At 64.0% G+C, this 26,933-nt stretch carries 29 protein-coding genes, 1 tRNA gene and 1 pseudogene; 16 read left to right on the top strand and 15 right to left on the bottom strand.

Annotated elements, in window-relative coordinates:
- Window positions 1–5: 5 nt before the first annotated feature.
- Both exbD and EN851_RS20730 read left to right on the top strand, forming a co-directional pair.
- A complete protein-coding gene (exbD, locus tag EN851_RS20735; protein WP_135929961.1) occupies window positions 6–473 on the top strand; it encodes a TonB system transport protein ExbD in 468 nt (155 codons plus the stop codon).
- A complete protein-coding gene (locus EN851_RS20730; protein WP_135929960.1) occupies window positions 470–1,408 on the top strand; it encodes an energy transducer TonB in 939 nt (312 codons plus the stop codon). The genes exbD and EN851_RS20730 overlap by 4 nt, the downstream gene beginning before the upstream one ends.
- Window positions 1,409–1,423: 15 nt before the next feature.
- Here EN851_RS20730 and EN851_RS20725 read toward each other — a convergent pair whose 3' ends face one another.
- From EN851_RS20725 to EN851_RS20715, 3 genes are all read right to left on the bottom strand, one after another.
- Window positions 1,424–1,675, bottom strand: coding sequence for a hypothetical protein (locus EN851_RS20725; protein WP_127277088.1), 252 nt, complete (start codon window positions 1,673–1,675; stop codon window positions 1,424–1,426).
- Window positions 1,676–1,973: 298 nt separating this feature from the next.
- Window positions 1,974–2,723 (bottom strand): helix-turn-helix transcriptional regulator, encoded by a 750-nt coding sequence (locus EN851_RS20720; RefSeq protein WP_135929959.1) that lies wholly within the window; start codon window positions 2,721–2,723, stop codon window positions 1,974–1,976.
- A gap of 311 nt (window positions 2,724–3,034) precedes the next feature.
- A tRNA-Ala gene (locus tag EN851_RS20715) sits at window positions 3,035–3,110 on the bottom strand.
- Between the two features lie 148 nt (window positions 3,111–3,258).
- On the opposite strand from EN851_RS20715, the gene EN851_RS20710 reads away from it, so the two are divergent.
- Together EN851_RS20710 and EN851_RS20705 are read left to right on the top strand one after the other, a co-directional pair.
- Window positions 3,259–3,552: a YggT family protein gene (locus EN851_RS20710; RefSeq protein ID WP_015315112.1), complete on the top strand. Its 294-nt coding sequence runs from the start codon at window positions 3,259–3,261 to the stop codon at window positions 3,550–3,552.
- A 7-nt stretch (window positions 3,553–3,559) separates the two neighbouring features.
- A complete protein-coding gene (locus EN851_RS20705) occupies window positions 3,560–3,883 on the top strand; it encodes a DUF167 domain-containing protein (protein ID WP_135929958.1) in 324 nt (107 codons plus the stop codon).
- Window positions 3,884–3,886: 3 nt separating this feature from the next.
- Here the strand turns inward: EN851_RS20705 and EN851_RS20700 are convergent, their stop codons facing one another.
- From EN851_RS20700 to EN851_RS20690, 3 genes are read right to left on the bottom strand one after another with little or no spacing between them, the layout of a single operon-like run.
- Entirely contained in the window at window positions 3,887–4,768 is an 882-nt protein-coding gene (locus tag EN851_RS20700) for a MurR/RpiR family transcriptional regulator (RefSeq protein WP_127277082.1), read from the bottom strand.
- Window positions 4,769–4,784: 16 nt separating this feature from the next.
- Window positions 4,785–5,855: an ABC transporter ATP-binding protein gene (locus EN851_RS20695; protein ID WP_127872888.1), complete on the bottom strand. Its 1,071-nt coding sequence runs from the start codon at window positions 5,853–5,855 to the stop codon at window positions 4,785–4,787.
- A 2-nt stretch (window positions 5,856–5,857) separates the two neighbouring features.
- A complete protein-coding gene (locus EN851_RS20690) occupies window positions 5,858–6,628 on the bottom strand; it encodes an SDR family oxidoreductase (protein WP_135883248.1) in 771 nt (256 codons plus the stop codon).
- Window positions 6,629–6,809: 181 nt separating this feature from the next.
- Between EN851_RS20690 and EN851_RS20685 the strand changes: the two genes are divergently transcribed.
- The 4 genes from EN851_RS20685 (at window position 6,810) to EN851_RS20665 (ending at window position 11,665) form a co-directional block, all read left to right on the top strand.
- Complete coding sequence (locus EN851_RS20685; RefSeq protein WP_127277076.1) at window positions 6,810–8,036, top strand: sugar ABC transporter substrate-binding protein; 1,227 nt, start codon at window positions 6,810–6,812, stop codon at window positions 8,034–8,036.
- A 384-nt stretch (window positions 8,037–8,420) separates the two neighbouring features.
- Window positions 8,421–9,290 (top strand): sugar ABC transporter permease, encoded by an 870-nt coding sequence (locus EN851_RS20675; protein ID WP_127277074.1) that lies wholly within the window; start codon window positions 8,421–8,423, stop codon window positions 9,288–9,290.
- A complete protein-coding gene (locus tag EN851_RS20670) occupies window positions 9,287–10,111 on the top strand; it encodes a carbohydrate ABC transporter permease (RefSeq protein ID WP_127277072.1) in 825 nt (274 codons plus the stop codon). Before EN851_RS20675 ends, EN851_RS20670 begins: the two co-directional genes overlap by 4 nt.
- A gap of 78 nt (window positions 10,112–10,189) precedes the next feature.
- Window positions 10,190–11,665: a M81 family metallopeptidase gene (locus EN851_RS20665; RefSeq protein ID WP_135929957.1), complete on the top strand. Its 1,476-nt coding sequence runs from the start codon at window positions 10,190–10,192 to the stop codon at window positions 11,663–11,665.
- 165 nt (window positions 11,666–11,830) lie between these two features.
- Here EN851_RS20665 and EN851_RS20660 read toward each other — a convergent pair.
- The 6 genes and pseudogenes from EN851_RS20660 to EN851_RS20635 form a co-directional block, all read right to left on the bottom strand.
- Window positions 11,831–13,872, bottom strand: a pseudogene (locus tag EN851_RS20660) (M3 family metallopeptidase).
- Window positions 13,873–13,961: 89 nt separating this feature from the next.
- Complete coding sequence (locus tag EN851_RS20655) at window positions 13,962–14,396, bottom strand: nuclear transport factor 2 family protein (protein ID WP_135929956.1); 435 nt, start codon at window positions 14,394–14,396, stop codon at window positions 13,962–13,964.
- On the bottom strand, window positions 14,393–15,037 hold the full coding sequence (locus EN851_RS20650) for a carbonic anhydrase (RefSeq protein WP_023771805.1): 645 nt from the start codon (window positions 15,035–15,037) through the stop codon (window positions 14,393–14,395). Before EN851_RS20650 ends, EN851_RS20655 begins: the two co-directional genes overlap by 4 nt.
- A 207-nt stretch (window positions 15,038–15,244) precedes the next feature.
- Window positions 15,245–16,036, bottom strand: coding sequence for a DUF429 domain-containing protein (locus EN851_RS20645; protein ID WP_135929955.1), 792 nt, complete (start codon window positions 16,034–16,036; stop codon window positions 15,245–15,247).
- Window positions 16,033–16,917 (bottom strand): pyridoxal kinase PdxY, encoded by an 885-nt coding sequence (gene pdxY, locus EN851_RS20640; protein WP_135929954.1) that lies wholly within the window; start codon window positions 16,915–16,917, stop codon window positions 16,033–16,035. Before pdxY ends, EN851_RS20645 begins: the two co-directional genes overlap by 4 nt.
- A gap of 13 nt (window positions 16,918–16,930) precedes the next feature.
- Window positions 16,931–17,182, bottom strand: a complete 252-nt coding sequence (locus EN851_RS20635; RefSeq protein ID WP_135921688.1) for a hypothetical protein — start codon at window positions 17,180–17,182, stop codon at window positions 16,931–16,933.
- 164 nt (window positions 17,183–17,346) lie between these two features.
- Here EN851_RS20635 and EN851_RS20630 point away from each other — a divergent pair, with 164 nt between their 5' ends.
- From EN851_RS20630 to ppa, 6 genes are all read left to right on the top strand, one after another.
- Window positions 17,347–17,985, top strand: coding sequence for a LemA family protein (locus EN851_RS20630; RefSeq protein WP_135929953.1), 639 nt, complete (start codon window positions 17,347–17,349; stop codon window positions 17,983–17,985).
- A gap of 277 nt (window positions 17,986–18,262) precedes the next feature.
- On the top strand, window positions 18,263–19,000 hold the full coding sequence (locus tag EN851_RS20620) for a YgcG family protein (RefSeq protein ID WP_335930843.1): 738 nt from the start codon (window positions 18,263–18,265) through the stop codon (window positions 18,998–19,000).
- Window positions 19,001–19,027: 27 nt separating this feature from the next.
- A complete protein-coding gene (locus EN851_RS20615; protein ID WP_245520790.1) occupies window positions 19,028–19,897 on the top strand; it encodes a YgcG family protein in 870 nt (289 codons plus the stop codon).
- A 9-nt stretch (window positions 19,898–19,906) separates the two neighbouring features.
- Complete coding sequence (locus EN851_RS20610) at window positions 19,907–20,545, top strand: TPM domain-containing protein (protein ID WP_135929951.1); 639 nt, start codon at window positions 19,907–19,909, stop codon at window positions 20,543–20,545.
- Between the two features lie 150 nt (window positions 20,546–20,695).
- On the top strand, window positions 20,696–21,202 hold the full coding sequence (locus tag EN851_RS20605) for a GNAT family N-acetyltransferase (protein WP_127278725.1): 507 nt from the start codon (window positions 20,696–20,698) through the stop codon (window positions 21,200–21,202).
- 189 nt (window positions 21,203–21,391) lie between these two features.
- Window positions 21,392–21,925, top strand: a complete 534-nt coding sequence (gene ppa / locus EN851_RS20600) for an inorganic diphosphatase (protein ID WP_127278724.1) — start codon at window positions 21,392–21,394, stop codon at window positions 21,923–21,925.
- A 9-nt stretch (window positions 21,926–21,934) separates the two neighbouring features.
- Here ppa and EN851_RS20595 read toward each other — a convergent pair whose 3' ends face one another.
- Together EN851_RS20595 and EN851_RS20590 are read right to left on the bottom strand one after the other, a co-directional pair.
- Window positions 21,935–22,528: a hypothetical protein gene (locus EN851_RS20595; RefSeq protein ID WP_127278723.1), complete on the bottom strand. Its 594-nt coding sequence runs from the start codon at window positions 22,526–22,528 to the stop codon at window positions 21,935–21,937.
- A gap of 44 nt (window positions 22,529–22,572) precedes the next feature.
- Window positions 22,573–23,190, bottom strand: a complete 618-nt coding sequence (locus EN851_RS20590) for a TetR/AcrR family transcriptional regulator (RefSeq protein ID WP_135929950.1) — start codon at window positions 23,188–23,190, stop codon at window positions 22,573–22,575.
- 74 nt (window positions 23,191–23,264) lie between these two features.
- On the opposite strand from EN851_RS20590, the gene EN851_RS20585 reads away from it, so the two are divergent.
- Window positions 23,265–24,548: an MFS transporter gene (locus tag EN851_RS20585; RefSeq protein ID WP_167531439.1), complete on the top strand. Its 1,284-nt coding sequence runs from the start codon at window positions 23,265–23,267 to the stop codon at window positions 24,546–24,548.
- A 69-nt stretch (window positions 24,549–24,617) separates the two neighbouring features.
- Here the strand turns inward: EN851_RS20585 and EN851_RS20580 are convergent, their stop codons facing one another.
- Entirely contained in the window at window positions 24,618–24,899 is a 282-nt protein-coding gene (locus EN851_RS20580; protein WP_245464393.1) for a hypothetical protein, read from the bottom strand.
- Window positions 24,900–25,096: 197 nt separating this feature from the next.
- On the opposite strand from EN851_RS20580, the gene typA reads away from it, so the two are divergent.
- Window positions 25,097–26,926, top strand: a complete 1,830-nt coding sequence (typA, locus tag EN851_RS20575) for a translational GTPase TypA (RefSeq protein ID WP_027145159.1) — start codon at window positions 25,097–25,099, stop codon at window positions 26,924–26,926.
- The last annotated feature ends 7 nt before the right edge of the window (window positions 26,927–26,933 follow it).

Genomic DNA, 26,933 nt, shown 5'->3' with positions numbered 1-26,933 from the left:
GTGCCGTGGGAAGCAGGCTTCGACAGACCATGGACGACGATCTCGAGGAGAGCCACGAGATCAATGTCACGCCGTTCATCGATGTCATCCTGGTGCTGTTGATCATCTTCATGGTCGCAGCGCCGCTGGCGACGGTGGATGTCAATGTCGACCTGCCCGGCTCGACCGCGATGCCGGCGCCGCGGCCAGAAACGCCGATTTTCCTGACATTGAAGGATGATCTCACGCTCGCGATCGGCAACGACACCGTGCCGCGCCCGGCTTTTGCCGCCACGCTCGACAGCCGCACCAAGGGCGACAAGCAGACGCGGATCTTCCTGCGCGCCGACAGGGCGGTGGCCTATGGCGACCTGATGGAGACGATGAACCTGCTGCGTGCCGCCGGCTATCTGAAGGTCGCCCTGGTCGGCCTGGAGGCGGCGCCCGCCGGTGATGCCGCCGCACCGGTGCCAGGCGGAACGGCTGCCCCATGACACGATCGGCCGCCTCGCCCACGATGGGGCTGTCGCGCTTCGGCTTGCGCGACCTTGCCCTATGGGCATGTGCGGCCGTGCTGATGCTTGGGGCGCATGTCGCCGTCGCTTATGCCGTGCAGAATTTCAGTCCAGTAGAACCGTCGGATAGCGGGCCGCCGCCGGCGCCGGTGATCGAAATGGCGCCGATGATGATGACGCCGGCGGCACCCGAACAGGCGGCGATGCTCGATGCAGCGATTCCCGACCAGACCGAGCCGGTCGAGGAGACGGAGAAGACCGCCGAGCCCGACAAGGTAGTCGAGCAAGCCGAACCTGCTGCCGAGCTGGAGACGGTGCCGCCGGACGAACCCACGGAGATGACGGAGGTCGAACCGGTCGTCCAGCCGCCCTTGGAGGATGTCGTCCCCGATATTGTCGAGACTATCGCGCCGGAGGTCGTCGTTCCGCTGCCGCGGTCAAAGCCGGCCGAAAGACACAAGGACAAGAAACCTGCCGAAGCCAAGGTCAAAAAGCCTGCCGACAAGCCCAAGCCAAGGCCGAAGAAGGAAAAGGCCGAACCACCGAAGACGGCAAGTGCCGCGAATACCGAAGCCAAGCCCGCCGCCAAGGCAGCGGCGCCGAGATCGGCGGCCGGGTTTTCGGGTGTCAGCACCGCCAAATGGGAATCGCGGCTGACGGCATGGATCAATCGCCACAAGCGCTATCCGAGCGCCGCGAAATCCCGTCGGGCGCAAGGCAATGTGAATGTGACTTTCACCATGGACCCGTCCGGCCGGGTGCTGTCGGCGCGGGTCGTGCGTTCGTCCGGCGATGCCGAGCTCGACCGCGCAGCGCTCGCGGTGCTGCAGGGCGCCACCGTGCCGGCGCCGCCGCCGGAACTCGGCTCGCGCGTCATCCGTACGGCGCCGTTCGTGTTCAGTCTACAGGACTAGCGCCGCCCCGTCGCGCTACGCTGTTCTTGGTTGAGCGTGGTTGTCTTTCGCGTGTGCCTTGGGATGCATCGGGTTGCCGCTGAGCTGCGCATGTCTGGCCGGGCGTGCGCCGCGCAAGACATCGAAGGCCTCGGCATAGGCCATGCCGAGCAGATAGGAGATCATGGGAAAACGGCTTGCTTCGGCCATCTGCACCAGTTCGTTGGTCATCGTCGCGATATATTGCAGACTATCGAGCTCTGACTGACGTAGTGACTGATTTGACACCTGCTGCTCCTGTCATCGGATGGAACTCTAGGAATGCGTATGGGCTACACTGGACATGTCGAGTCGGCCAATTGATGGTCGAGCCCGCCGAATGCGGGCCAAGTTCGTACCCGCGAGAAGAAAGGTAAGGTCCGAAGAGTTAATGCTTTGTTAAAATTGTAGTAAATCAAATATGATCTAAAATATCTTTCTTGGCCGTAAAAGTCTAAAAAATCGATTTTACTCAGATATGGAGTAGGCAATCGCTAGCGTACGCTTTTTCGGGATATTCTTGTTCTTATTTAGCGTAAGCAAGCGGCTAATCCGACCCGTCCCGGGCAAGGCTGACCACGAGCTGATCGATGCCGGGATCATCGAGCCTGACGACATGCGCCATGCGGATCGCATGCCTGGGCGGGATATTGGTCATGTCCTGCCGCATGATGACCGACACGAATGCCGGCCCGGCTTCGGTCAGAAGCATGGCCTTGCCTGTCAGCACCGGTTCGGAGATAGGCGCCCATTGCACCGAGATCAGCGACGGCTCGCCTGTCTGGCGGCGGTTGACGCCGCTGAAATAGATCCAGTTGAGGCGCGAGATCGTCACGCCATAATGGTTGCCGCGCGCCCGCGCCCATGTCGAACCGCGGCGCTCCGACCATCCGGTGACCCTGCGGAATGTAACCAGTTCGGCCTCGCGACGCACGAAGGTCACCGATCGCATCAGGAGGTCGGCGCGGCTCGGGATCGAAAAATAGGTGAAATAGGTGCCGCCCGCGATCGACGGGGCGGGCGGGCGGATCATCTGGGTGAACAGGCTTTCGGAAATCGGCGGCAGGCCGGGAGCCGTGGGCTCGGGGGTGCCGGGGTCGCGGTACAGTTCGGCTTCGTCGATTCGGAAGTAGTCGCAGATCAGCTTGGCGGTGGCCTTGTTGGGGACGGTCTGCCCCTGCAGATAACGCTCGAACTGCGTGCGGTTGATGCCCAACTCGCGGCACACCGCGCTGACGGAAGCATGGTCCTTGCAGAGCCGCCTGAGATTTGCAGCGAGATTGTCGCGAATGGACACTTTTTTGCTTCCGCGGGCGGCTTCTTCATTTCGACTCGAAATCCGTATAGCGCCTTCGGTCTCCCCCGCCGAAACGCCTTGTCACAACACACAGAAAAAACTGATTTGAGAACGCCAGTCTAATGCGGCGGCTTCCAAAAAAAATAGCGCCGACCGGACTGCGGCCATCGCCATAAGTCCAATTGACAACCATTTCGCCTTGGGAAGGCGAAATCGCATCTGGCCATTTTTGGGGGCATTGACGCCGTGTGACGCATCGCGACGTATCGGATGATGTTTGGGCGTTACCGCGCGGGAAAGGATTATTCCGCTGGTGGAGCTGAGGAGGATCGAACTCCTGACCTCGTCATTGCGAACGACGCGCTCTCCCAGCTGAGCTACAGCCCCGTCCAGCGGATGGCGCATTTATCGGGCGACGCGGTTTCCTGTCAAGGCGGCGCTTCACCAAAAACCCGCCCGCCGGTCGCGTGGCTGAACCCTGCCCTTGCCGGTTCGGCGCGTAGTGGCTACATGTCGGCAACAATTGGAGACCGGCATGCTCGCCCTCATTCAAACCATCGTCATGGCGCTCGACCTCTATTGGTGGGTCATCATCGCTTCGGCGATCTTTTCCTGGCTCTATGCCTTCAACGTCGTCAACTCGCGCAATCAGTTCGTCGGCAGCATCGGCAACATGCTCTACAGGTTGACCGAGCCGGCGCTGCGGCCGATCCGCCGCTTCATGCCCGACCTTGGCGGCATCGACATCTCGCCGATCATCCTGCTTTTGATCCTGTTCTTCCTCAGGCAGTTCATTCTCACCACGGTGGCGCCGCTGTTGCTGGCCTGACGATCGCATGAGCGCGCCGTACCGCATTCGCGAGAACGGCGTCGATCTGTTCGTCCGGCTGACACCGAAGTCTTCCGTGGACCGGCTGGAAGGCGTCGAAACATCGGCGGACGGACGAAGCCATTTGAAGGCGCGGGTCCGCGCCGTGCCGGAAAATGGCGCCGCCAATCAAGCGCTGGAGAAGCTGGTCGCCAAGGCGCTGGGCGTGCCGGCATCTTCGGTTTCGGTCGTTGCCGGCGGCACGGCCCGTCTCAAGACGCTGCGCATTTCAGGCGAACCGGCGGCGCTGGCAAGAAGTGTCGATGCGCTCTGCCGTCTATCCTCTACCTGAAGTTCAATCCCCCAGCGGCAAACGCGGATCGTCGACCTTCAGCGTGTTCACGCTCTGCTTGATGCGGCGCAGGTTCTCCAGCACCTTCGGGCCGCGCGTCTCGGCGACCGATGTCACGATCATGTCGACGATCGCCAGCAGCGCGTAGCGCGACGATGTCGGCTTGTAGATGTTGCCGTCCTCGAGCGGCTGCAGGTGGATGACCGTGTCGGCGACCTTGGCCAGCGCGGAGTCGGGCGCGGTGACGGCCACCGTAGCGGCGCCATATTGCTGGGCGACCTGCACCGCCTCGATGACCGAGCGCGCATAGCCAGAGACCGAGAAGGCGACGACGGTGGTGTCCGGCGTGGCAACGGCGGCGTACATGCGCTGCAACTGGCCGTCGATCTGCGCCAGGACCGGCAGGCCCAGCCTGAACAGCCGGTTCTGCATCTCGGTCGCCATCATCGAGGAAATGCCACCCGAACCGATGCACAGAACATTGCCTGACGCCGCGAGGCGCGCGGCGACGTCGACCAGTGTCGTCATGTCGAGGTTTTCGCTGACGCGCTGGATGGAGGCGATCGCGGCTTCGGTGATGGCCGATGCGATGCGCTGTTCGCGGGCATCGCGGCTCAGCGGCTCCGGCGACAGATACTGGCCGCCGATGGCAATGGCCTGCGCCAGATAGAACTTGAAGTCGCGCAGGCCCTCGCAGCCGAGGTTGCGGCAGAAACGGGTGACTGTCGGCTCACTGACGCCGACGCGCGCGGCAATTTCCGAGATTGCTGCCTTGGAGGCGAAGTCAAGATCGGACAGAACGAGGCTTGCCAGCCGGCGATCCGACTTGGTGCCGTCCTGCGACATCAGTTGCAGCCGCGTGATGATGTCGGCCGGCGTCTTCATATTCGAGTTTCCGTCGTCATCTCAGCGGCAGGCCCGTCGCCGTGTCGAACAGATGGATGTTGCCGGGGGCGACCGAGACCGGCAGCAGGTCGCCAGGCCGGACCGGCACCCGGTCGCGGAACACGGCGCGCACAGTGTCGGCGCCAATGGTGCCGTAGACATGGGTTTCGGAACCGGTCGGCTCGACGACATCAACCTTGAGCGCCATGGCATCAGTGGCCTCGCCGACGATGAAATGTTCGGGCCGGATGCCGGCCTCCACGGCACTGCCTGCCGGCACCGGTTTGCCGGCGAGCGCAAGCCGTCCGCCGCCGGTCGACTCGAACCAGGTTCTCTCGGGCGTCGTCTTGAGCGCCCCGGAAACAAAGCTCATCGACGGCGAGCCGAGGAAGCCGGCGACGAACTTGTTGGCCGGCCTGTCATAGAGCTCCAGCGGCGCTCCGACCTGCTGGATCCTGCCGCGATCCATCACCACGATGCGGTCGGCCATGGTCATGGCCTCGATCTGGTCGTGGGTGACGTAGACGATGGTCGACTTCAGCCGCTGATGCAGCGCCTTGATCTCGGTGCGCATCTGCACGCGCAGCTGCGCGTCGAGATTGCTGAGCGGCTCATCGAACAGGAAGACGGAGGGTTCGCGCACGATGGCGCGGCCCATGGCGACGCGCTGGCGTTGGCCGCCGGAGAGCTGGCGGGGATAACGGTCGAGGTAGGAGAACAGGTTGAGGACGCCGGACGCCTTCTTGACCTTCTGGTCGATGGCGGTGCGGTCCTCGCCCCGGATCTTCGGACCGAAGCCGATATTGTCCGAGGCCTTGAGGTGAGGAAACAGCGCATAGGACTGGAACACCATGGCGATGTTGCGCTGCTGTGGCGGCAGGTCGTTGGCGCGTGTGCCGCCGATCAGGAGATCGCCGGAACTGATGGTCTCCAGGCCCGCCAGCATGCGCAGCAAGGTCGACTTGCCGCAGCCGGACGGGCCGACCAGCACCACGAATTCGCCGCTCGTGATGTCGAGGCTGATGTTCTCGAGTATCTTGTGCTGGCCGAAGGATTTCGACAGGTTGCGAAACTCGACGTCGGTCATGGTCACGCTCCCAATATGTCGTCGATGAACGGCAGGCAGCCGGCGGTCAATCCCGCGTCCACGGGCATCACCACGCCTGTTACGCCCGAGGCCCGGTCGGAGGCAAGGAAAGCCACCGCTTCGGCCACTTCCGAGGCGTTGACGATGCGGCCGAGCGGATAGAGCCGCTGCAGCTTGCCGATTATGTCGGGGTTCTTGGCGAGGCGATGGTCCCAGGCGGCGGTGCGGATCGATCCGGGGCAGACCACATTGGCGCGCACGCCGCTGCGGCCGAGCTCGACGGCGATCGATTTGGCATAGGCGTTGATGCCGGCCTTGGCAGCGGCATAGGCGGGGTTGCCGAAATGCGCGATGGCGTTGACGGACGAAATGAAGACGACGCTGCCCGAACCGCGCGCGGCCATCGCCTTGGCAATGGGATCGGCGAAAATCATCACGCCGGTCAGGTTGAGGTCGAGTTCATGCTCGATCCTGTCCGCCGTCAGCGCATCGAGCGTCTCGGCGCGCGTCCAGCCGGCATTGTTGATCACAATGTCGGGGACGCCGTCCTTTTCGAGCACTGCGGCGACCGCGGCTTCGACCGAGGCCCGGTCGAGAAGATCGAAGACATGACGCGAGGCAAGGTGCGGGCTCGCCAGCGCCTCCTCGGACTGGTCGCAGCCGACCACCCGTGCGCCCCTGCCGGCCAGCAGTGCGGCGATCGCGGAGCCAAGGCCGCCACCGGCGCCGGTGATGACGACCGTCCTGCCTTCGAATTCGGCTCTCGAAACCACGGCGCTTGCTCCTCCGGCAGGTCAGGCAGATGCCGGCAGGCTAAAGAATGGAATGTAATTAAGCAACATCATAATCCGCTTGCATGCGGCAAATTCATCGATAATGTAGGAAAGTCACATAAATCTTGTGTCAGCACCGGCACAGGGAGCGCAAAAGCGTGGACCAAATGGGAGAGATCAGATGAACCTTGCGAAATGGACTGCCGGCCTGATGGCCGGAATGGGCATTCTGGCCTTCGCGGCGCAGGCAGAAGCTGGCGAAGTGCGGGTTACCGTCGCCGAATACAGCGCCAAGACCGGCCCCTACTTCGAAGAGGTCAAGAAAGAGTTCGAGGCGAAGAATCCCGGGATCACCGTCAAGTTCGAGGTGGTGCCGTGGGATGTGCTCCTGCAGAAGCTGACCACCGACATCACCGCCGGCACCAATGCTGATCTCTCCATCATCGGCACGCGCTGGCTGATCGACTTCGTCCAGCAGGATGTCGCCGAGCCGCTCGACAGCTATATCACGCCCGAATTCAAGGGCCGCTTCATCGACACCTTCCTGTCGCCCTCGATCATGGGCGGCAAGACCTATGGGTTGCCGATCGCCGCTTCGGCGCGCGCCATGTATTACAACAAGGAGTTGTTCGAGAAGGCCGGCATCGCCAAGCCGCCGGCAACCTGGACCGAACTGCAGGAGGATGCCCGCAAGATCAAGGCGCAGGGTGCCTTCGGTTTCGGCCTGCAGGGCAAGGAGATCGAGACCGACGTCTACTACTACTACGCCATGTGGTCGCAGGGCACCGAGATCCTCAACAAGGACGGCACGTCGGGCCTCGGCACGCCGGGCGCGCTCGAAGCCGCCAAGCTCTACAAGTCGATGATCGACGAGGGGCTGACGGAGCCCGGCGTCACCTCCAACAACCGTGAGGACGTGCAGAACCTGTTCAAGCAGGGCAAGGTCGGCATGATGATCACCGCGCCCTTCCTGTCCAACCAGATCAAGGATGAGGCGCCGAGCCTCAAATACGGCGTGGCCGCCATTCCGGCCGGGCCGACCGGCGCGCGCGGCACCTATGGCGTCACCGATTCCATGATCATGTTCAAGAACTCCAAGAACAAGGATGAGGCCTGGAAGCTGATGGACTTCCTGTTCACCACGGAGCAGCGCGCCAAGTTCACGCAAGGCGAAGGCTTCCTGCCGGTGAACAAGGAAGAGGCCAAGATGGACTATTACGTCAACAACGCCGATCTCGCCGCCTTTACCGCACTGCTGCCGGATGCCCGTTTCGCGCCGATCATCCCGGGCTGGGAAGAAGTCGCCCAGATCACCTCGGACGCCATGCAGAAGATCTATCTCGGCGGCGACCCCGAGGCAGGCTTGAAGGAGGCGGCAGTCAAGGCCAATGCGGTGCTGAAGAAATAGGGCCGTGTTCAAGAAATAGGGCGTGTCTCCCTGCGCCCGTGGCGCGCCCCCGACTCAGGCGGGGCGCGCCACACTTCTAGAAGTGTTCGGCTGCTCTCCAATGTCAGCGCCGCCCCTCATTGCCCTGCCGGGCATTTCTCCCCGTATAGTGACGGGGAGAAAGGGCTGGTCGCAATCTCGGCGCCCTTCTTGGACGCTGGTGACTGGCGAAAGCGGTGACGAAAGCACCCCCTCTCCCCGTCACTATACGGGGAGAGGATGCCGGCAGGCAGGTGAGGGGCGGCGCCGACGGCGGGAAAGAGTTCGAAACCGGGCGCCTGGGAAGAACAGGTCTGTTGGCCAACCAGCGCTACTGATGCCTCGCAAAGCGGTACAAACCAGCCGATGCAAAATCGCTTCCTGCCCTATCTCCTGACCCTGCCCAGCCTGTTCCTGGCTGCGGTGGTCATTTTCTGGCCGGTCTGGGACCTGATCCAGATCGCGACGCACGACGTCAATCGGTTTGGCCAGTTGCGGGAGTTCAGCGGCCTGACCAATTTCGCCGCGCTCACCGCCGATCCCGATTTCATCGCGGCCCTCTGGCGTACCGGGCTGTGGACGGTGCTGGTGGTCGGCGGCGCGCTGCTGGTCTCGATCCCGGTGGCGATGATCCTCAACACCGATTTCTATGGCCGTGGCCTTGCGCGCGTCATCATCATGCTGCCTTGGGCGGTGTCGTTGACCATGACGGCGGTGGTCTGGCGCTGGGCGCTGAGCGGCGAAAGTGGCATGCTGAATTCGGCGCTGATCGGGCTCGGCCTGATCGACCACAACATCCAATGGCTGGCACAGGCCGGAACCGCCTTTCCGATGCAGGTGCTGATCGGCATATTGGTGACGGTGCCGTTCACCACGACGATCTTCCTCGGCGGCCTGTCGTCGATCCCGGACGATCTCTACGAGGCGGCCGCCTTGGAGGGGGCAACGCCGCTGCAGCAGTTCCGCGAGATCACCTTTCCGCTGCTGAAACCGTTCATCAACATCGCCATCGTGCTCAACACGATCTACGTCTTCAATTCGTTCCCAATCATCTGGGTGATGACGCAGGGCGGGCCGGCCAATTCGACCGACATCCTGGTGACCCACCTCTACAAGCTCGCCTTCCGCATCGGCAAGCTGGGCGAGGCGTCGGCGGTGTCGCTGGTGATGTTCGCCATATTGCTGGTCTTCACCATGATCTATGTGCGCCTCGCCATGCGGGAGCAGCGCGCATGAGCAGCAAACTGAAGCGTACCGCCATCGCGTGGCTGCTGCTGGCGCCTTTGATCGTGGTGACGATCTTTCCCTTCGCGGTGATGTTCCTGACAGCGGTGAAGCCTCGGACCGAAGTGCTGACACCCACCTGGTGGCCGAGCGAGTTCCGCTGGTCGAATTTTTCCGACATGTGGGTGGCGACCGGCTTCGGCCAGGCGCTTGCCAATTCGCTCTACGTCTCGGTGATCGCTACCGTCGGCGCCATCTTAATCTCGGTGCCCGCGGCTTACGCGATGTCGCGCTTCCGCTTCGCCGGCTACGGCGCCTTCCGCCAGTTCCTGCTGATCTCGCAGATGATCTCACCGATCGTGCTGGTGCTCGGCCTGTTCCGGCTGATGGCCGCCTGGGGGCTGGTCGAGAGCACCACGGCGCTCGGCTTCATCTACATGGCCTTCAACGTCGCCTTCACCGTGTGGATGCTGCAGAGCTATTTCGACACCATTCCGCGTGACCTCGAGGAGGCGGCCTGGATGGAAGGGGCCGGGCGCTGGCTGACCTTGCGAAAAGTGTTCCTGCCGCTTTGCCTGCCGGCGATCGCGGTGACGGCGATCTTCACCTTCATCAACGCCTGGAACGAGTTCGTCGTGGCGCTGACCATGCTGCGCAGCCAGGAGAGCTACACGCTGCCGATCCAGGTGTTCTCGCTGGTCGCTGGCCGCTACACGATCGAATGGCATCACGTCATGGCGGCGACGCTGTTGGCCACCTTGCCGGTGGCGATTCTGTTCATTTGGCTGCAGCGTTATCTCGTCCGGGGGCTGGCGCTCGGGGCGGTCAAATAGCATTCCAGCAATTCAGGAAAAGTTCCCAGCGGTTTTCCGCGCGGAATTGCGAAAAAACAAGAAGTCCACGGAGCTTTCATGCGTATCTTCACCGCCTCGCTGGCGACGGAAACCAACACCTTCTCGCCGGTGCCGACAGACCGGGCCTCGTTCGAGATGGCTTTCTATGCCGGTCCGGGCAAGCATCCGGAAACGCCGACCCTGTGCTCTTCGCCGATCGTGGCGCTGCGCCGCCGCGCGGCCGCGGAAGGTCTCACCGTGATCGAAGGCACCGCGACCTGGGCCGAGCCCGGCGGTCTCGTGCAGCGGCAGACCTATGAGGCGCTGCGCGACGAAATCCTCGGCCAGCTCAAGGCTGCCCTGCCGGTCGATGCCGTCATGCTGGGCCTGCATGGCGCCATGGTGGCGCAAGGCTATGACGACTGCGAGGGCGACCTGCTGGAGCGCGTGCGCGGCATCATTGGGCCTGGCGTGGTGATCGCCTGCGAGTTCGATCCGCACAGCCATCTGACGCCCAAGCGCGTGGCGGCGTCCGACATCATGGCCTATTTCCTCGAATTCCCGCACACCGATTTCTACGAGCGCGGCAAACACGTCGTCGAACTCGGGCTTGCCGCGGCGCGTGGCGAGATCAAGCCCGTCATCTCGACCTTCGACTGCCGCATGATCCAGGTGCTGCCGACCAGCCGCGAGCCGATGCGCTCCTTCGTCGACCGCATCAAGGCGCTACACGGCAAGGACGGCGTGCTGTCGGTCTCGGTCATCCACGGCTTCATGGCCGCCGACGTGCCGGAAATGGGCACGCGCATCCTGGTCGTCACCGACGATGACAAGGCCAGGGGCGATGCGCTGGCCGAGCGGCTGGGGCGCGAACTCTATGCCATGCGCGAAAAGACAGCGATGACGATGCTTGATGCCGCCGACGGCATCGACCGGGCGCTGGCCGTACGTGCCGGGAATCCCGGCAAGCCCGTGGTCATCGCCGACGTCTGGGACAATCCCGGCGGCGGCGTTCCCGGCGACGGCACCTTCGTGCTGCGCCAGATGCTGGCGCGCGGCCTCGACAAGCTTGGCGTGGCGACGATCTGGGATCCGATAGCGGTGACCTTCTGCCTGGCAGCCGGCGAGGGCGCTGTCATAGACCTGCGTTTCGGCGGCAAGGCCGGGCCTCAAGCGGGTGAGCCGATCGACGCGCGCGTCAAGGTGCTGAAGGCTGTCAGCGAAAGCTGGCAGAGTTTCGGGCCGAGCCGCGTGACATTGGGACCGTCAGCGGTGGTGCGCATCGAAGGCACCGAGGTCGACGTGATCCTCAACACCAATCGCACGCAGACTTTCGAGCCGGACATTTTCTCCAACATCGGCGTCGATCCGCTGGCCAAGGACATGCTGCTGATCAAGTCGACCAACCACTTTTATGCCGGCTTCGAACCGATCGGCGCCGAGATCATCTATGTCTCGGCGCCGAGTTCCTATCCGAGCAATCCTGCGGTGACCGATTACAGGAAGCTGACACGGCCGGTGTGGCCGAGGGTGAAGGATCCGTGGAAGGTGTGACGCTGCCGATCTCCCCCCTTGAGGGGGAGATGTCGCCAAAGGCGACAGAGGGGGTCGCCTCACGTGAAGCGCCAACCTTCATCCGCAGGAGGCCGCGTCCGGTCGGACCGACCCCCTCTGGCCGCTTCGCGGCCATCTCCCCCTCGAGGGGGGAGATTATCAGCTCTAAACCAGCCCGCGCTTCATCATCATCGCGTCGGGCGAAGGCATCTTGCCGCGAAACGCCGTGTACAGCTCTTCGGGATCCTTCGAGCCGCCGGCTTCCTCAGCCGCTCGGCAAGCGCCGGGTTGAAGGGGTCTCCGGTCTCCTCGAAGGCGGCGAAGGCATCGGCGTCGAGCACCTCCGACCACATGTAGGAATAGTAGCCGGCCGAGTAACCGTCGCCCGAGAAGACATGGCCGAAATGCGGGGTGCGATGGCGCATCGCGATCGTGTCGGGCATGTCGAGCTTTTCCAATGTTTCGCCCTCGAAACGAAGCGGCTGTTCCGGCGCGTCGGGCCGTGCATGGTAGGCCATGTCGATCAAGGCGGAGGCGGTGAACTCGACCGTGGCGAAGCCGGCGCCGAAAGTGCGCGCGGCCAGCATCTTGTCGAGCAGCGCCTTCGGCATCGGCTTGCCGGTCTTGACATGCAATGCATGCTTTTCCAGCACCGCCGGCACCGTCAACCAGTGCTCGTAAAGCTGCGAGGGCAGTTCGACGAAGTCGCGGCTGACCGAGGTTCCGGAAACCGATGGCCAGGTGACGTCGGTCAGCATGCCATGCAGCGCATGGCCGAATTCGTGGAACAAGGTCTTCGCCTCGTCGACCGACAGCAGGGCCGGTTCGCCCGCCGGCGGCTTGGCGAAGTTCATGACGTTGTAGATCACCGGCTTCGCGCCGTGGCCGAGCTTATAACCGGACTTCAGCGCGCTCATCCAGGCGCCGGAGCGTTTCGAGGGCCGCGCGAAATAGTCGGCCAGGAACAGGCCGCGCTCGCTGCCGTCGGCGTTTTTCACCACGAAGACACGCGCGTCCGGGTGCCAGGCGGCAATACCCTTCTTTTCCTCGAACGTGATGCCGAACAGCCGCGTCGCCACGTCGAAGCAGGCGTCGATGACGCGGTCGAGCTGCAGGTAGGGTTTGAGTTCGGCCTCATCGAAGGCGAACTTTTCCGCGCGCAGCTTCTCCTGGTAGAAGCGCCAGTCCCAGGCGGCGAATTTTTCGTTGCTGCCGGCTTCGGCCGCCAGCCGCTCCAATTCCTTCTGGTCGGCGGCGGCTTTTTCCAGCGCCTTTTCCCAGACCGGGTCGAGCAGCGCATGCACCGCCTTCGGTGTCTTGGCCATGGTATCGTCGAGCTTGAGCGCGGCGAAGGAGGCATAGCCGAGCAGCTTCGCCTTCTCGGCCCGCAGTTTCAGCATGTCGCGCACCACGGTCGTGTTGTCGGACGCACCGCCGTTCTGGCCGCGCATGGTGAAGGCGCGAAAGGCGATCTCGCGCAGGTCGCGGCGCTCGGAGAAGGTGGTGAACGGCTCGTAGATCGAGCGCGACAGGGTGACGGCGTAGCGGCCCTTCTGGCCACGTATCTCGGCGGCCTCGGCCATCGAGCTTTTCACGAAATCCGGCAGCCCGGCGAGGTCGGCCTCGTCGAGGAAGAGCGCCCAGTCGCGCTCGTCGGCCAGCACGTTCTGACCGAAAGTCGTGCCGAGCGACGACAGCTCCTCGCTGATTGTCGCCAACCGCTTCTTGCCGTCGGCGTCGAGCTTGGCGCCGGAACGGACGAAGCCTTTCCAGGTCTTCTCCAGGACGCGCAGCGTCTCGGGATCGAGCTTCAGGCTCTCGCGGCGCTGATAGAGGTCGTCGATGCGGGCAAACAGTTTTTCGTTCATCGAGATCGCCGAGAAGTGCCTCGACATTTTCGGCGAAATGTCGCGCTCCAGCGCCTGGATCGTCTCGTTGGTGAAGGCGCCGGCGCGGCACCAGAAGATCGACGAGACGTGATCGAGCGCCTCGCCGCCCAGTTCCAGCGCGGCAAGCGTGTTGTCGATGGTCGGCGCATCCTTGTTGGTGGCGATCGCGTCGATCTCGGCCTCATGCGCCTTCAGCGCGGCGTCGAAGACAGGGGAGAAATCACCGTCGCCAATATGGGCAAAATCGGGCAGGCCGAGCGGTCCTCGCCACGCGGTCAACGGATGGGCGGCGAGATCGACGGCTTTCGGAGAGGGCATGGAGGGTCTTTCGCTGGCATCAGAAGGAGGGTGTCACCGATGTAGGGCGTGGCCCGCGGGCCCGCAATATGCCAGTTGGCCGATCCGCCTCAGTAGCCCTCGCAGTTTTCGGCGATCGCGGCTTGCGAGCTGGCGGTGATGCGGTTGTTGCTCACCGCGAAGGTTTCCTGCATCAGCATGTCATTGTCGGGGAAATCGTAGCAGGCGATCACGGTGGTGACCCCGCCCTCGCTCTTCTCGATGCGGTGCCGGATAGCAGCACCGGCAACTGCGCCTTTCCATTCGTCGAGCGAAGCGATGAACTCCCGCTTGCTCTGGACGACGCCGAGGTCGTCGAGCTTGATGCGGACGTCGTCGGCGAGCAGGTCCGACAACTCGGTGCGATCGGCGACCAGCAGCGCCGAATACCAGCGGCTGATGACGGCGCGGTCATCGGCGCGAGCGGCAACGATCGCCATCAGCAGTGCGGCGGCCGCGAAAACGACCGGCCGGACGCTCATCGCCTGGCGCGCCGTACCGGTCATTCCAGCACCGGGCGCTCGAAATCGCCGGTTTCCTTGTTCATCACCCAGAGCTCGCCGGTCGAAATGTCGAACCAGGCTCCGTGCAGCGACAGCCGCCCCTTGCCTTCGAGGATCGAGACGCAGGGAAAGGTCCTGAGATTGGCGAGGGAATAGCGGATCGAGATGCGCTCGAGTGCCGTCTGGCGCTCCGTCGCCGTCATGAAGGTGCTGGCCGACACCGTCTCGGCGGCGGGCGCGATCAGGCTCATCCACTTGCCGATGAAGTCGCCGGGCGACAGCGGCGCGGAATTGGGGTCGAGCGCGGCGCGGATGCCGCCGCAGCGGCCGTGGCCCATGACGACGATGTTCTTGACCTTGAGGCTCTGCACCGCGAATTCGAGTGCCGCCGAAGTCGAATGGAACTCGCCGTCCGGCTCGTAAGGCGGCACCAGATTGCCGACATTGCGCAGCACGAAGAGTTCGCCGGGGCCGGCGTCGAAGATCGCCTCGGGCGCGGATCGCGAGTCGCAGCAAGCGACGATCATGGTCTCGGGCGCCTGGCCTTCGCGGGCGAGCTCGCGATAGCGGCCGCTCTCCGTCAGGTAGCGGCCGTTCATGAAATTGCGGTAGCCGGCGAGGAGGTGTTCGGGAAGATGAGGCATGGGCGGCTAAGGCCTTTCCGGGTTGGAGGCGGCAGCTCTGCTATTTTGTTTACGCATCGTGCTTTCCGAAAGCCGATTCCGGCTTTCGGGCCGATACGTTGCGGTCGAGGAAAGGCTCTAACGGCAAAAGCCCGCTACGAGCAATGCAGAATTGTAGGGGCTGGCCATAAATGCCATGCGCCAAAAGCGTGACGCCCGCCGACATTGTCATGCCCAGATGGCGACCGGTATGCCAAAACCGTCAGCGAGCGGCGGGTCGGGAAACGGTTTTGCTTTGCCGCTGGCGATGCGGCCGGCGATCAGCGCCATCGCCGCCGCATCGAGGAAATCGTCGGCGGCCGCACCACGTGGCGGCGGCTGGTCGAGGAAATCCATTTCATAGCCATGCCGGCAAAGCAGTGCCTTGCGCTCCGCCATGCCGGCCGGGTTGACACTGCCCTTGATCTTCTTCGGCAACAGCATGGCCTGGTCGCCATTCAGGCGGCAGAAGGCGACTTCCGGATGCGATTCGAAGACGCGGCCGCGCAGTTCGGGCCGCGCGATCAGCAGTGTGTCGATCTCACGGATTTTCGAGAAGATGCCGAAGGCCTGGATCGAGACGCCGCGCGGTGGATCGGATGTGGTCCTGGCCACCTCGCTTGCGCTGCGATGCGCGGCGTACCAGGCTTCGATCGTGGTGAAGCCGCAGGTGTCGGCATAGAGCGCGGCGCGGGACGGGATCGAAAAGACGCTGGACTGGCGCGCGCCGAGCAGCGGCCGCACCAGCGCTTCCGGTCCGCGCCCGCCCTTTTGCGAAAATTCCGGCAAGCCGATCGGCATGTCGACGGCGACGATCGCGTCATCGGGGATCGCCGCCAGCAGGGCGGCGAAGGTGGGGAAGACATCGACCGAAGGCGCGGGGCTGGCGTCACGAGGTGTCGAACCGGGTTCGTGCAGCACGGCGATCCAGCCGGCCTTGCAGCCATCGGCGCCGACGAGCACGATTTCGGCGGGGGTCACGCCCGGCGGTCCCGCCCCGGATGCGTCAGGTGGCGAAGCTGGACCATGGCCATCGGGTGCGACAGGCTCTGCGCATCGGTTTCGAGCTGCAATTCGTCGCCGCCGCGCTTGGCCGTGCGCGCCAGGATCTCGTAGACCGCCGCCGTGGTCGACTGCAGCGCCTTGATCGCCGGCTGACCGGACAGGATGCGCGCCAGGTAGACGGCGGCCGTCAGGTCGCCCAGGCCGTTCGGCGGCTTGTCGATCAGGCGGTGTTCGGCGAGCAGCGCCTGGGTGCCGTCGAGCAGCAAATTGCCGGTGCCGCCTGAAATCATCGCCGGTGCCGAGGTGACCAGCATGGTCGACGGTCCGGCATGGAGCGCCGCCGAGATCACCGATTTCAAGTCGGGCAGCGGCGCGCCGGCCATCCATTCCAGCTCATAGCGGTTGGGGGTGGCGATGTCGGCGATCGGCATCAGGCGGTCGCGCATGGCGGCGGCGGTGGGCTCGGGCACATAGAGGCCGCCGGAATCACCCATCACCGGATCGCAGATATAGACGGCGTCGGGCGTCCTGGCCTTGACCGCGGCGACCAGCGAGGCGACCGCCTCGGCCTGGCCGGCCTCGCCGAGGTAACCGGAGAGCACGGCGCCGACTTCACCCAGCCACGGCGCGCGCTCCAGATCGGCCATCAGCGCCTTGAACTGGTCGAGCGGCGGCACGATGCGGGTGGCGCGGCCATGTCCGGGATGCCAGGGCAGGATGATTGTCGGCACCGCCCACACCGGAAAGCCCAAGGTCTCCAGCGCGAAGACGGCGGCGCGGTTGCCGACGGAGCCACGGGCGACATGGCTGGAAATGACGATGACCGCGCTCGGCGCGTCGGCTTTTTCGGCGCTCATTGTTTCTTGATTCCTAGCTGTCCCGGGTGAGGAAAAGCACGAGCCAGACCATCAGGCCCAGCGCCAGAAGCAGTCCGAGTATCCGGCCAACGCGCGTACCCCAGACTTCGATCGGATCCGTGCGATCGGCGTCGGCCGCGGAGACGTGGTCGCGCATGCCTTTCGTCGTCCGTGCCACGAAAGAGTTGCCGGCCGGATCGGTCTCCTGCGCGACGCGCTGGAGGATACGGCGCGATTCGCTGTCGCTGTTCTGGCGTTGCGCCATGTTGATGTCCCGTTCTGATCGGACCTTATCGCGTTCGCGGACCCAATCACAGGGCCTTGCGCGGGCCCGATTCACGCAGAGCCTGTTCCAGAGGTCGAGGCCGTTTTCTTGCGCGCCGATTGTGGTAATGCTTCGCCTGCAACTTCTATCGAGGGAACCCCATCATGCTTGCCCAGCGCCTTGCCCGACCATCGACATTCCGCACGCTGCCCGCCTTCCTGATGATGGCAATCGTGCTGCCGCTGCTTGCTGGCTGTGGCTACAACACCATCCCGACAGCGGAAGAAAACGCCAGGGCGGCATGGAGCGAGGTGTTGAATCAGTATCAACGCCGCGCCGATCTCATTCCCAATCTGGTCGAGACGGTCAAAGGCTATGCTTCGCATGAAAAGGACACGCTCGACGCGGTGGTCGAGGCGCGCGCCAAGGCGACGCAGATCACGGTGACGCCGGAAACGCTGAAGGATCCGGAAGCGCTCAAGAAGTTCCAGGATGCCCAGGCAGGGCTGACCAGCGCACTGTCGCGGCTGATCGCGGTTTCGGAGGCCTATCCCGACCTCAAGGCCAATCAAAATTTCCTGGCGCTGCAGGCACAGCTCGAAGGCACCGAAAACCGCATCGCGGTGGCGCGGCGCGACTACATCCAGGCCGTCAGGGACTACAATCTGACGCTGAAGACCTTCCCGTCGGTGCTGTGGGCGACCTTCTGGTTCCGCGGCAGCGAGCCGTTCGCCAACTTCACCGTCGACGAGGACAAGATGCAGCCGCCGAAGGTCGATTTCGGCACGAAGCAGGGCGGGTGAGTGGGCCATTGTTTCGCGGGGCCTGAAAGCATTGCGTTCCGTGGCGCCCCCCTCTGTCCTGCCGGACATCTCCCCCACGAGTGGGGAGATCACATGTCGCGTTGGCTTTCGCCAATCTCCAACGCCTAAAAGGGAGAGCCGGCGGTCAAGCCGCCGATCTCCCCCCTCGTGGGGGAGATGTCCGGCAGGACAGAGAGGGGCGCCTCGCGCGTACCTCACTCTTCTTGGGTTTCTTCTCGGTTTTCTTCTCCTCCCCCTAAGCGCCTTCGCCGCCGATCTGCCGGCGCTCACCGGCCGCGTGGTCGACAATGCCGGCATCATCGATGCCGGCACACGTGCGGCGCTGACCCAAAAACTCGCCGCCTTCGAAACCAAGGGCTCGGACCAGATCGTCGTCGCCACCATCCCCAGCCTCGACGGCGAGGAGATCGAACCCTACGCCAACCGGCTGTTCCGCTTCTGGAAGCTCGGCCAGGCCAAGGAGAACAACGGCGTCCTGCTCCTGGTCGCGCCGAACGATCGCAAGATGCGCATCGAGGTCGGCTATGGGCTCGAAGGCACGCTGACCGACCTGCACACCAAGCTGATCATCGAAAACGACATGGTGCCGGCGTTCCGTGCCGGCGATTTCCCGGGCGGTATCTCCAAGGCCGTCGACGACATGATCATGGTGTTGGAGGGCAATCCGGAGGAGTTGGAGGCGCGCGGCAAGCGCAACGAGCAGGCTCCGTTCAATGCCGACGACCTGTTCTTCGCCGTCTTCATCAGCATCTGGGCGATCATTTTCTTCGGCAGCATCGCGGCCTCGGTCCTGCCGCCGATCTTCGGCCAGAAGCTCGGGCCCGGACGCTATCGCTGGCTGGGCATGACCTTCGAGCCGCACCGGCGGTCCTCATCGGGGGGCGGCTGGTCGTCCGGAAGCTCCGGCGGCGGCTGGTCTTCGGGTGGCGGGGGTGGCGGCTTTTCGGGCGGCGGCGGTTCGTCCGGCGGCGGCGGCTCCTCGGGAAGCTGGTAGGCCATGGTAAGAGCCGCCGTCCCATCGATGCCCGGCCGATGCGCCACGGGATTGCGCCTGGCCCTAATCACCCTGGCGTCCCTGCTGCTTGCCTCGATCGCCGCCGTGGCCGCCGACCTTCCAGCCCTCACCGGCCGCGTCGTCGACAATGCCGGTATCATCGATGCCGCGACCAAGGCGGCACTGACCCAAAAACTCGCCGATTTCGAAACCAAGGGCTCGGACCAGATCGTCGTCGCCACCATCCCCAGCCTCGGCGGCGAGGAGATCGAACCCTACGCCAACCGGCTGTTCCGCTTCTGGAAGCTCGGCCAGGCCAAGGAGAACAACGGCGTCCTGCTCCTGGTCGCGCCAAACGACCGCAAGATGCGCATCGAGGTCGGCTATGGGCTGGAAGGCACACTGACCGATCTGCACACCAAGCTGATTATCGAGAACGACATGGTGCCGGCGTTCCGCGCCGGCGATTTCCCGGGCGGTATCTCCAAGGCCGTCGACGACATGATCATGGTGCTGGAAGGCAATCCGGAGGAACTTGAGGCGCGCGGCAAGCGCAATCCCGCCGACAGCAGCACTCCCATGGACCCGATCGTCGCCGTGTTCCTGATCCTTTGGGCGACAATGTTCTTCGGTGGCCTGGCAATGGCATTCCTGCCGCCGATGTTCGGCACGAAGCTGTCGCCGGGCGTGTATAGATGGCTGGGCATGACGTTTCGTTACGGTCAGGGAGCAGGCGGATCCACCGGCGGCAGCGGCTGGACGACAGGGTCGTCGGGCGGCGGTTGGTCCTCGGGCGGTTCCGGCGGCGGCTGGTCCTCGGGGTCAAGCAGCAGCGGCGGCGGGTTTTCGGGTGGCGGCGGCTCGTCCGGCGGTGGCGGTTCTTCAGGAAGCTGGTGAGACAAGATCATGGCAACACGACCGATCAGCCCGCAGGATCATGAGCGCGTCGCCGCTACGATCCGCGCCGCCGAAGCGCAAACCGATGGCGAGATCTATTGCGTCGTGGCGCATGCCAGCGACGGTTATTTCGCCCCCGCCGCGCTGATGGCGACGCTCGGCATGCTGATCGTCAGCCTTGCCGTCGCCTACGGGCTGGAAGCCTGGTGGCTCACCATACGCCTGCCGCATTTCGTCATTGCCGAATTGCTGGCGCTGGCCTGCGTGCTGGCCCTGCTATGGACGCTGCCCGGCCTGCGTATCCATATGGTGCCACGCAGGCTGCGCTATCAGGCCGCGCACGCCAACGCGGTCAAGCAGTTCCTCGCCCGCAACGTTCACCGCACCACGGCGCGCACCGGCGTGCTGATCTTCGTCTCGATCGCCGAGCGCTACGCCGAGGTGGTCGCCGATTCAGGCATCGACGCCAAGGCCGGCCAACATGTCTGGGACGGAGTGGTGCGTGACCTGACCGGCCGTGCCGGCGACGACCGGCTCGCCGACGGCTTCGTCAGGGCGATCGAGCAGGTGGGGGCGGTGCTGGCCGAGCATTTCCCTGTTACGCCGGGCGATCCCAACGAACTGGACGACCATCTGGTCGAAATCTAAGTCTGCCAGCAGACGCCACCTTGCCGATCAAGCCCATTTCGGGACGGGCCTTATCCAATGTCGGCAATGTCAGGATCGGCTGTGAGAAAGCGGTTGGCGGGCCGCCCGGACTCTTGCAATCGGCCGATGCGGGTTTATGGTTAACAAATCATGAATACGCTGACGATCGACATTCGGAAGGCAGACCCGCGCGATGCCGGCGCCATTGCCGAGGTGCACCTGGAAGCCTGGCGCGGCGCCTATAGCGGAATCATTCCGCACCGCACGCTGACGTCGATGATCAACCGCCGGGGAACCGACTGGTGGGCGAATGCCATACGCCGCGCGGCGACCGTGCTGGTCGTCGAGATCGGCGGCACGATTGCCGGCTATGCGACGATCGGCAAGAACCGCGCCAAGGAGCTCAAGCAGCAAGGCGAGATCTACGAATTGTACCTGCGCCCGGAATATCAGGGCATCGGGCTGGGCAGGCGGCTGTTTTCAGCGGCCAGGGCGCGGCTTGCCGACCATGGGCTGAAGGGCATGGTGGTGTGGGCGCTGGAAGACAACCAGAACGCACTCGCCTTCTACGCAGGTGCCGGCGGACGCGACATCGCCGAAGGGGTCGAGATTTTCGAGCAGAAGGCGCTGAAGAAGGTCGCCTTCGTCTGGGAGTGACTGCCGGGCACGATCGCGGAAGGCGAAGTCCCGGGCTCACGTAAATCACGACGCTGAAACATCTTGTGCCGATGATTGAACGCGCCGAACGCCATCGCGTCCCGCCGGATGCATGTAAGCACCATTCGCCGCATTGCACCATTTTGCGCCGCCCGCTATCTCCTGCCAATCGAGAGAGGGACAAAAGCCATGCGCATCGAAGCCATAGCCACTGGAAAGAATCCGCCTGAGGACGTCAACGTCATCATCGAGGTGCCGATCGGCGGCGAGCCGATCAAGTACGAGATGGACAAGGAGGCCGGCACGCTGTTCGTCGACCGCTTCCTGCACACCTCGATGCGCTACCCCGGCAATTACGGCTTCGTGCCGCACACGCTGTCGGGCGACGGCGACCCGATCGACGTGCTGGTTTGCAACACGCGTGCGCTGGTGCCGGGCTGCGTCATCAATGTGCGGCCGATCGGCGTGCTGATCATGGAAGACAATGCCGGCCAGGACGAGAAGATCATCGCGGTGCCGTCACCGAAGCTCACACTGCGCTACGAGAACATCACCGAATACACGCAGCTGCCCGACATCACGCGCCAGCAGGTGCAACACTTCTTCGAGCACTACAAGGATCTCGAGCCCGGCAAATGGGTCAAGATCGAAGGCTGGCACGATTCCAAATACGCCAAGAGGATGATCATCGACGCGGTTGCACGGGCAAAGGCGAGCAAGTAGCTCGAGCGGTCAGTTATCAACCCGGCCGAAAGCCGGCACGTCGCCGATCACCACGCGCTTGTCCTTGCCGCAGGCGAAGCCTTTCGCCTTCTCGTCGGCGATCTTGCGCGCCTGGTCGTTGGCGGTAGGGTTGCCGGTGGCCAGCACCAGGCCGACGGTGCAGCCGTCACGGGCGTCCATCTGGGCGACCTTGGCGACGAGCAGCACCTCGGTCTTCCTGGTCTCGTCCTCGGGATTGCTGATCGAGCGGCGGTGGATGACCGCGAATGGCACCGCCTTGTCGCCATTGGTTTCGATGCGCCACTCGACCTTGGCCCCGGACGAATTGAAGGCCGAAAAACTTTCCCAGGCGGACGTCATGTCGCCGCCGGGCGGAAAACCGTAGAACAGCGATTCGCGGGCGTCGTCATATCCGATCAGCACGGAATAGCCGCGATAGCCGGAGCAGGCGAGGTCGGCCCAATCGCCGTCGCCCTGCTCGGCCTGCGCATAGGTCACGCAGTCCTTCTTCCAGTCGAGGTCGGTGTAGGCGCTGGATATCTCGCCGGCTTGTGCCGCCTGGCAGAGGCCGGCGAGGATGAGCGGGATCAACAGGCTGCGCATCGCGGGGATCTCCGTTGGCGGTCGTCCCAGCGTATCGCCAATCGCTATTTCTTCAAGCTCGCCTCGATCAGCAGGTCGGCGTTGCGGGCGACCGACTGTGCCGGTCCGCCGAGGCCGAACAGCTGGCCGCTGATATAGGCGCCTTCGATGAGCAGCAGCAGCCCGTCGCCCAGCGCGTCAGGATCATGCGCGCCCATCGCAGCCGCCATGGCGCGCAGGCGGCGGCGCAATTCCTGCTTGTTGGCCTCGCTGACGACGCGGGCCGGATGGCTGTGGTCGGGATATTCGACCGCCGCATTGGTCATGCCGCAGCCGCGATAGTCCGCCACCTGCGTTCGCTTGCCGATGCGGGTCAGGAAAGCCTTGATCTGCGCACGAGGGTCCCCGGGATTGGCGGCAACCGCCTCATCGAAACGCTCCCAGTATTCAAGATCGTATTGCCTGAGGTAGGAGGCGGCCAGTTCGTCCTTGGAGGGAAAGCTGCGATAGAGGCTCGGCTTGGTGACGCCGGCGCGCTTGACGATCTCGTCGACACCGATCGCCCTGATACCTCGCCGGTAGAACAGGTCATAGGCCACGTCGAGGATCTTCTTGGCGGCCTTGGGTGGCGCCGACGCATGACCGTCGCTGATGGTCAGTTCAATATTTTTGTCGCTTGGCATCATGGGACTCGATTGACAATGTTACCGATCGGTACGTATACATACTCCCACCTTGCAACGTACCGGTCAGTAACATGATAGCTCAATCCCGTCCGTTTGGCCAGCGCTACGCTTTCGTCGTGGTTGGCGTCATCTTCCTCTGCCTGCTGATCGCGGCCGGCCTGCGCTCCGCGCCGTCCGTCATGATGCTGCCGCTGGAAAACAGCTTCGGCTGGCGGCGCGACGTCATTTCATTGGCCGCAGGCGTAGGCATCCTGCTCTATGGGCTGACCGGTCCGTTCGCCGCGGCGCTGATGGAACGCATCGGGCTGCGCCGCACGCTGCTTGCGTCGCTGGTGGTGATGTCGGCTTCGACCGGGCTCAGCCTGCTGATGACCAAGCCCTGGCATCTGTTCATCACCTGGGGCGTTTTTTCCGGCATCGGATCCGGCGCCGTCGCCAGCGTGCTGGGTGCCACCATCGTCAACCGCTGGTTCAAGACCAATCGCGGCCTTGTCATGGGGCTGATGTCGGCCTCCAGTGCCACCGGCATGCTGATTTTCCTGCCGCTGATCGCCTCGCTTGCGCAGGCAGGCGGCTGGCAGCCTGTCGTCATCGCCGTCGCGATCGCGACCGCGGCGTTGATCCCTCTGGTCTGGCTGCTGGTGCCGGAGCGCCCGGCCTCGATCGGCATGGTGCGTTATGGCGCAGAGGCGGATGATGTGCCGCCGACTTCGCCCGCGTCACAAGGCAACTTCCTGGCGCATACGCTCAACACGTTGCGCCGGGCCGCCGGCACGCGGGTGTTCTGGTACCTGTTCGCCACCTTCTTCGTCTGTGGCTTCACCACCAACGGTCTCGTCGGCACACATCTGATCGCGTTCTGCGGCGACATGGGCATCGGGGAGGTGCAAGCGGCCGGCCTGTTGTCGATGATGGGCATTTTCGACCTGATCGGCACGACGCTGTCAGGATGGCTCACCGACCGTTACGACCCGCGCAAACTGCTTGGCGTCTACTACGCGGTGCGTGGTCTCTCGCTCATCTACCTGCCCTATTCCGGCTTCTCGGCGACCAGCCTGATCATCTTCGCGGTGCTCTACGGTCTCGACTGGATCGCCACCGTGCCGCCGACGCTGCGGCTCGCCAACGAAGCCTTCGGCGACCGTAGCGGGCCGATCGTGTTCGGCTGGATCGTCGCCGGTCACCAGGTGGGTGCCGCCACCGCCGCCGCCTTCGGCGGTACGATGCGCGAACTGCAGGGCAATTACGAACTGGCGTTCCTGATTGCCGGCATGACGGCGATCGCCGCCGCCTGTATTTCGCTCCTGATCAACACCAGCCGGCCGGCTTTCGATCCGGAACCGCAGCCGGCTTGAGGCGGCAGGCAGAATGGCCGATCTTCCCACGAGGGGGAGATCGGCAGGTTCGCGGAACGGCGCGAACTTTCAGTCGGGATAGCAGACCATCGGAATGTTGGGCCAAACCGCCGCATCACAATTGGCGCTGGCCTGTCTCTGCTTGAAGGCGGCGCTGACCGGGCCGGTCACCACCGGGTCGACGCCATCGGGCGCGTCGGCAAAGGCCTGTTGCGCGGAAGGCGCGTCAGCCGGCAGGACGGCACGCGCTTCCTTCAGCGTCGCGGCTGATTGCGCGGCATTGGCCGCCAGCAGGACGGCAAAGGCGGCGGACGCGATCAGCGGCCAAAATCGGTTGAGTTTATCGGTCATGACGTTCGAACTGTCCGGGCCCTCAAAGGTTCCCGCCTTGGTTAACAAAATCATTTCACACGCAGATGCTTAAGATTTGATGAGTATTTGGTGTCGCGCTTCCCCTTTCGCAACTGCGAAAAACCCTGTATGAGCCGCGCAACCGAAAGAGGCAGCGCCTTTGGCCTGCTGCCTGCAACGCTTCCGAGACCAGAATCATGAACCTCCGTAATATCGCGATCATCGCGCACGTCGACCATGGAAAGACCACCCTGGTCGACCAGCTTTTGAAGCAATCCGGGTCTTTCCGAGACAACCAGCGCGTCGCCGAGCGCGCCATGGATTCCAACGACCTCGAAAAGGAACGCGGCATCACCATCCTGGCCAAGGCGACCTCGGTCGACTGGAAGGACACCCGCATCAACATCGTCGACACCCCCGGCCACGCCGATTTCGGCGGTGAGGTCGAGCGCATCCTCTCGATGGTGGATTCGGCCATCGTGCTGGTCGACGCCGCCGAAGGGCCGATGCCGCAGACCAAGTTCGTCGTCGGCAAGGCGCTGAAGGTCGGTTTGAAGCCGATCGTCGTCATCAACAAGATCGACCGTCCCGACGCCCGCCATGTCGAGGTGGTCAACGAGGTGTTCGACCTGTTCGCCGCGCTCGATGCCACCGACGAGCAGCTCGACTTCCCGATCCTCTATGGTTCGGGCCGCGACGGCTGGGTGTCGGAAAATCCCGAAGGCCCGAAGGACCAGCAGCTTGCGCCGCTGTTCGACCTCGTCATCAAGCATGTCCCGGCGCCGACCGTTCATCCCGGCCCGTTCCGCATGATCGGCACCATCCTGGAAGCCAACCCGTTCCTCGGCCGCATCATCACCGGCCGCATCGAGAGCGGCACGCTGAAGTCGAACCAGGCGGTCAAGGTGCTGCACAATGATGGCACCCAGATCGAAACCGGCCGCATTTCGAAGATCCTTGCTTTCCGGGGCCTCGAGCGCCAGCCGATCGAAGAGGCGCAGGCAGGTGACATCGTTGCCATTGCCGGCCTGTCCAAGGGGACCGTCGCCGACACGTTCTGCGACCTGGCGGTGACCGAGGCGCTGCATGCGCAGCCGATCGACCCGCCGACCGTGACCATGTCCTTCCTCGTCAACGACAGCCCGCTCGCCGGTACCGAAGGCGACAAGGTGACCAGCCGCGTCATCCGCGACCGGCTGCTGCGCGAGGCCGAAGGCAATGTCGCGCTGAAGATCGAGGAATCGCCCGACAAGGATTCGTTCTTCGTCTCCGGACGTGGCGAATTGCAGCTCGCCGTGCTGATCGAGACCATGCGCCGCGAAGGCTTCGAAATCGCCGTCTCGCGTCCACGCGTCGTCATGCAGAAGGGCGAGAACGGCGAATTGCTGGAGCCGGTCGAGGAAGTCGTCATCGACGTCGACGAGGAGCATGCCGGCGTCGTCGTGCAGAAGATGTCGGAGCGCAAGGCCGAAATGGTCGAGCTGCGGCCCTCGGGCGGCAACCGCCAGCGCATCGTCTTCCATGCGCCGACGCGCGGCCTGATCGGTTACCAGTCGGAATTGTTGACCGACACGCGCGGCACCGCCGTGATGAACCGGCTGTTCCATGCCTACGAGCCCTACAAGGGCGAATTGCCCGGCCGCACCAACGGCGTGCTGATCTCCAACGAGCAGGGCGAGTCGGTCGCCTACGCCATGTGGAACCTGGAAGACCGTGGCCCGATGGTCATCGATCCGGGCGTCAAGGTCTATCAGGGCATGATCATCGGCATCCACAGTAGGGACAACGACCTCGAAGTGAACGTGCTGAAGGGCAAGAAGCTGACCAACATCCGCGCCGCCGGCAAGGATGAAGCGGTCAAGCTCACCCCGCCGATCCGCATGACGCTGGAGCGCGCGCTGGCCTGGATCCAGGACGACGAGCTGGTCGAGGTGACGCCGAAGACTATTCGCCTGCGCAAGCTCTATCTCGACCCGAACGAGCGCAAGCGCTTCGAGAAGTCGTCGAAGGCGGTCGGCGCGGCGTAATTTTCCA

This window comes from Mesorhizobium sp. M8A.F.Ca.ET.208.01.1.1 (assembly GCF_004791315.1).
Lineage (GTDB): Bacteria > Pseudomonadota > Alphaproteobacteria > Rhizobiales > Rhizobiaceae > Mesorhizobium.
Note: the sequence above shows the minus strand (reverse complement) of the source record. Positions and strands in the feature narration are given on the sequence as shown.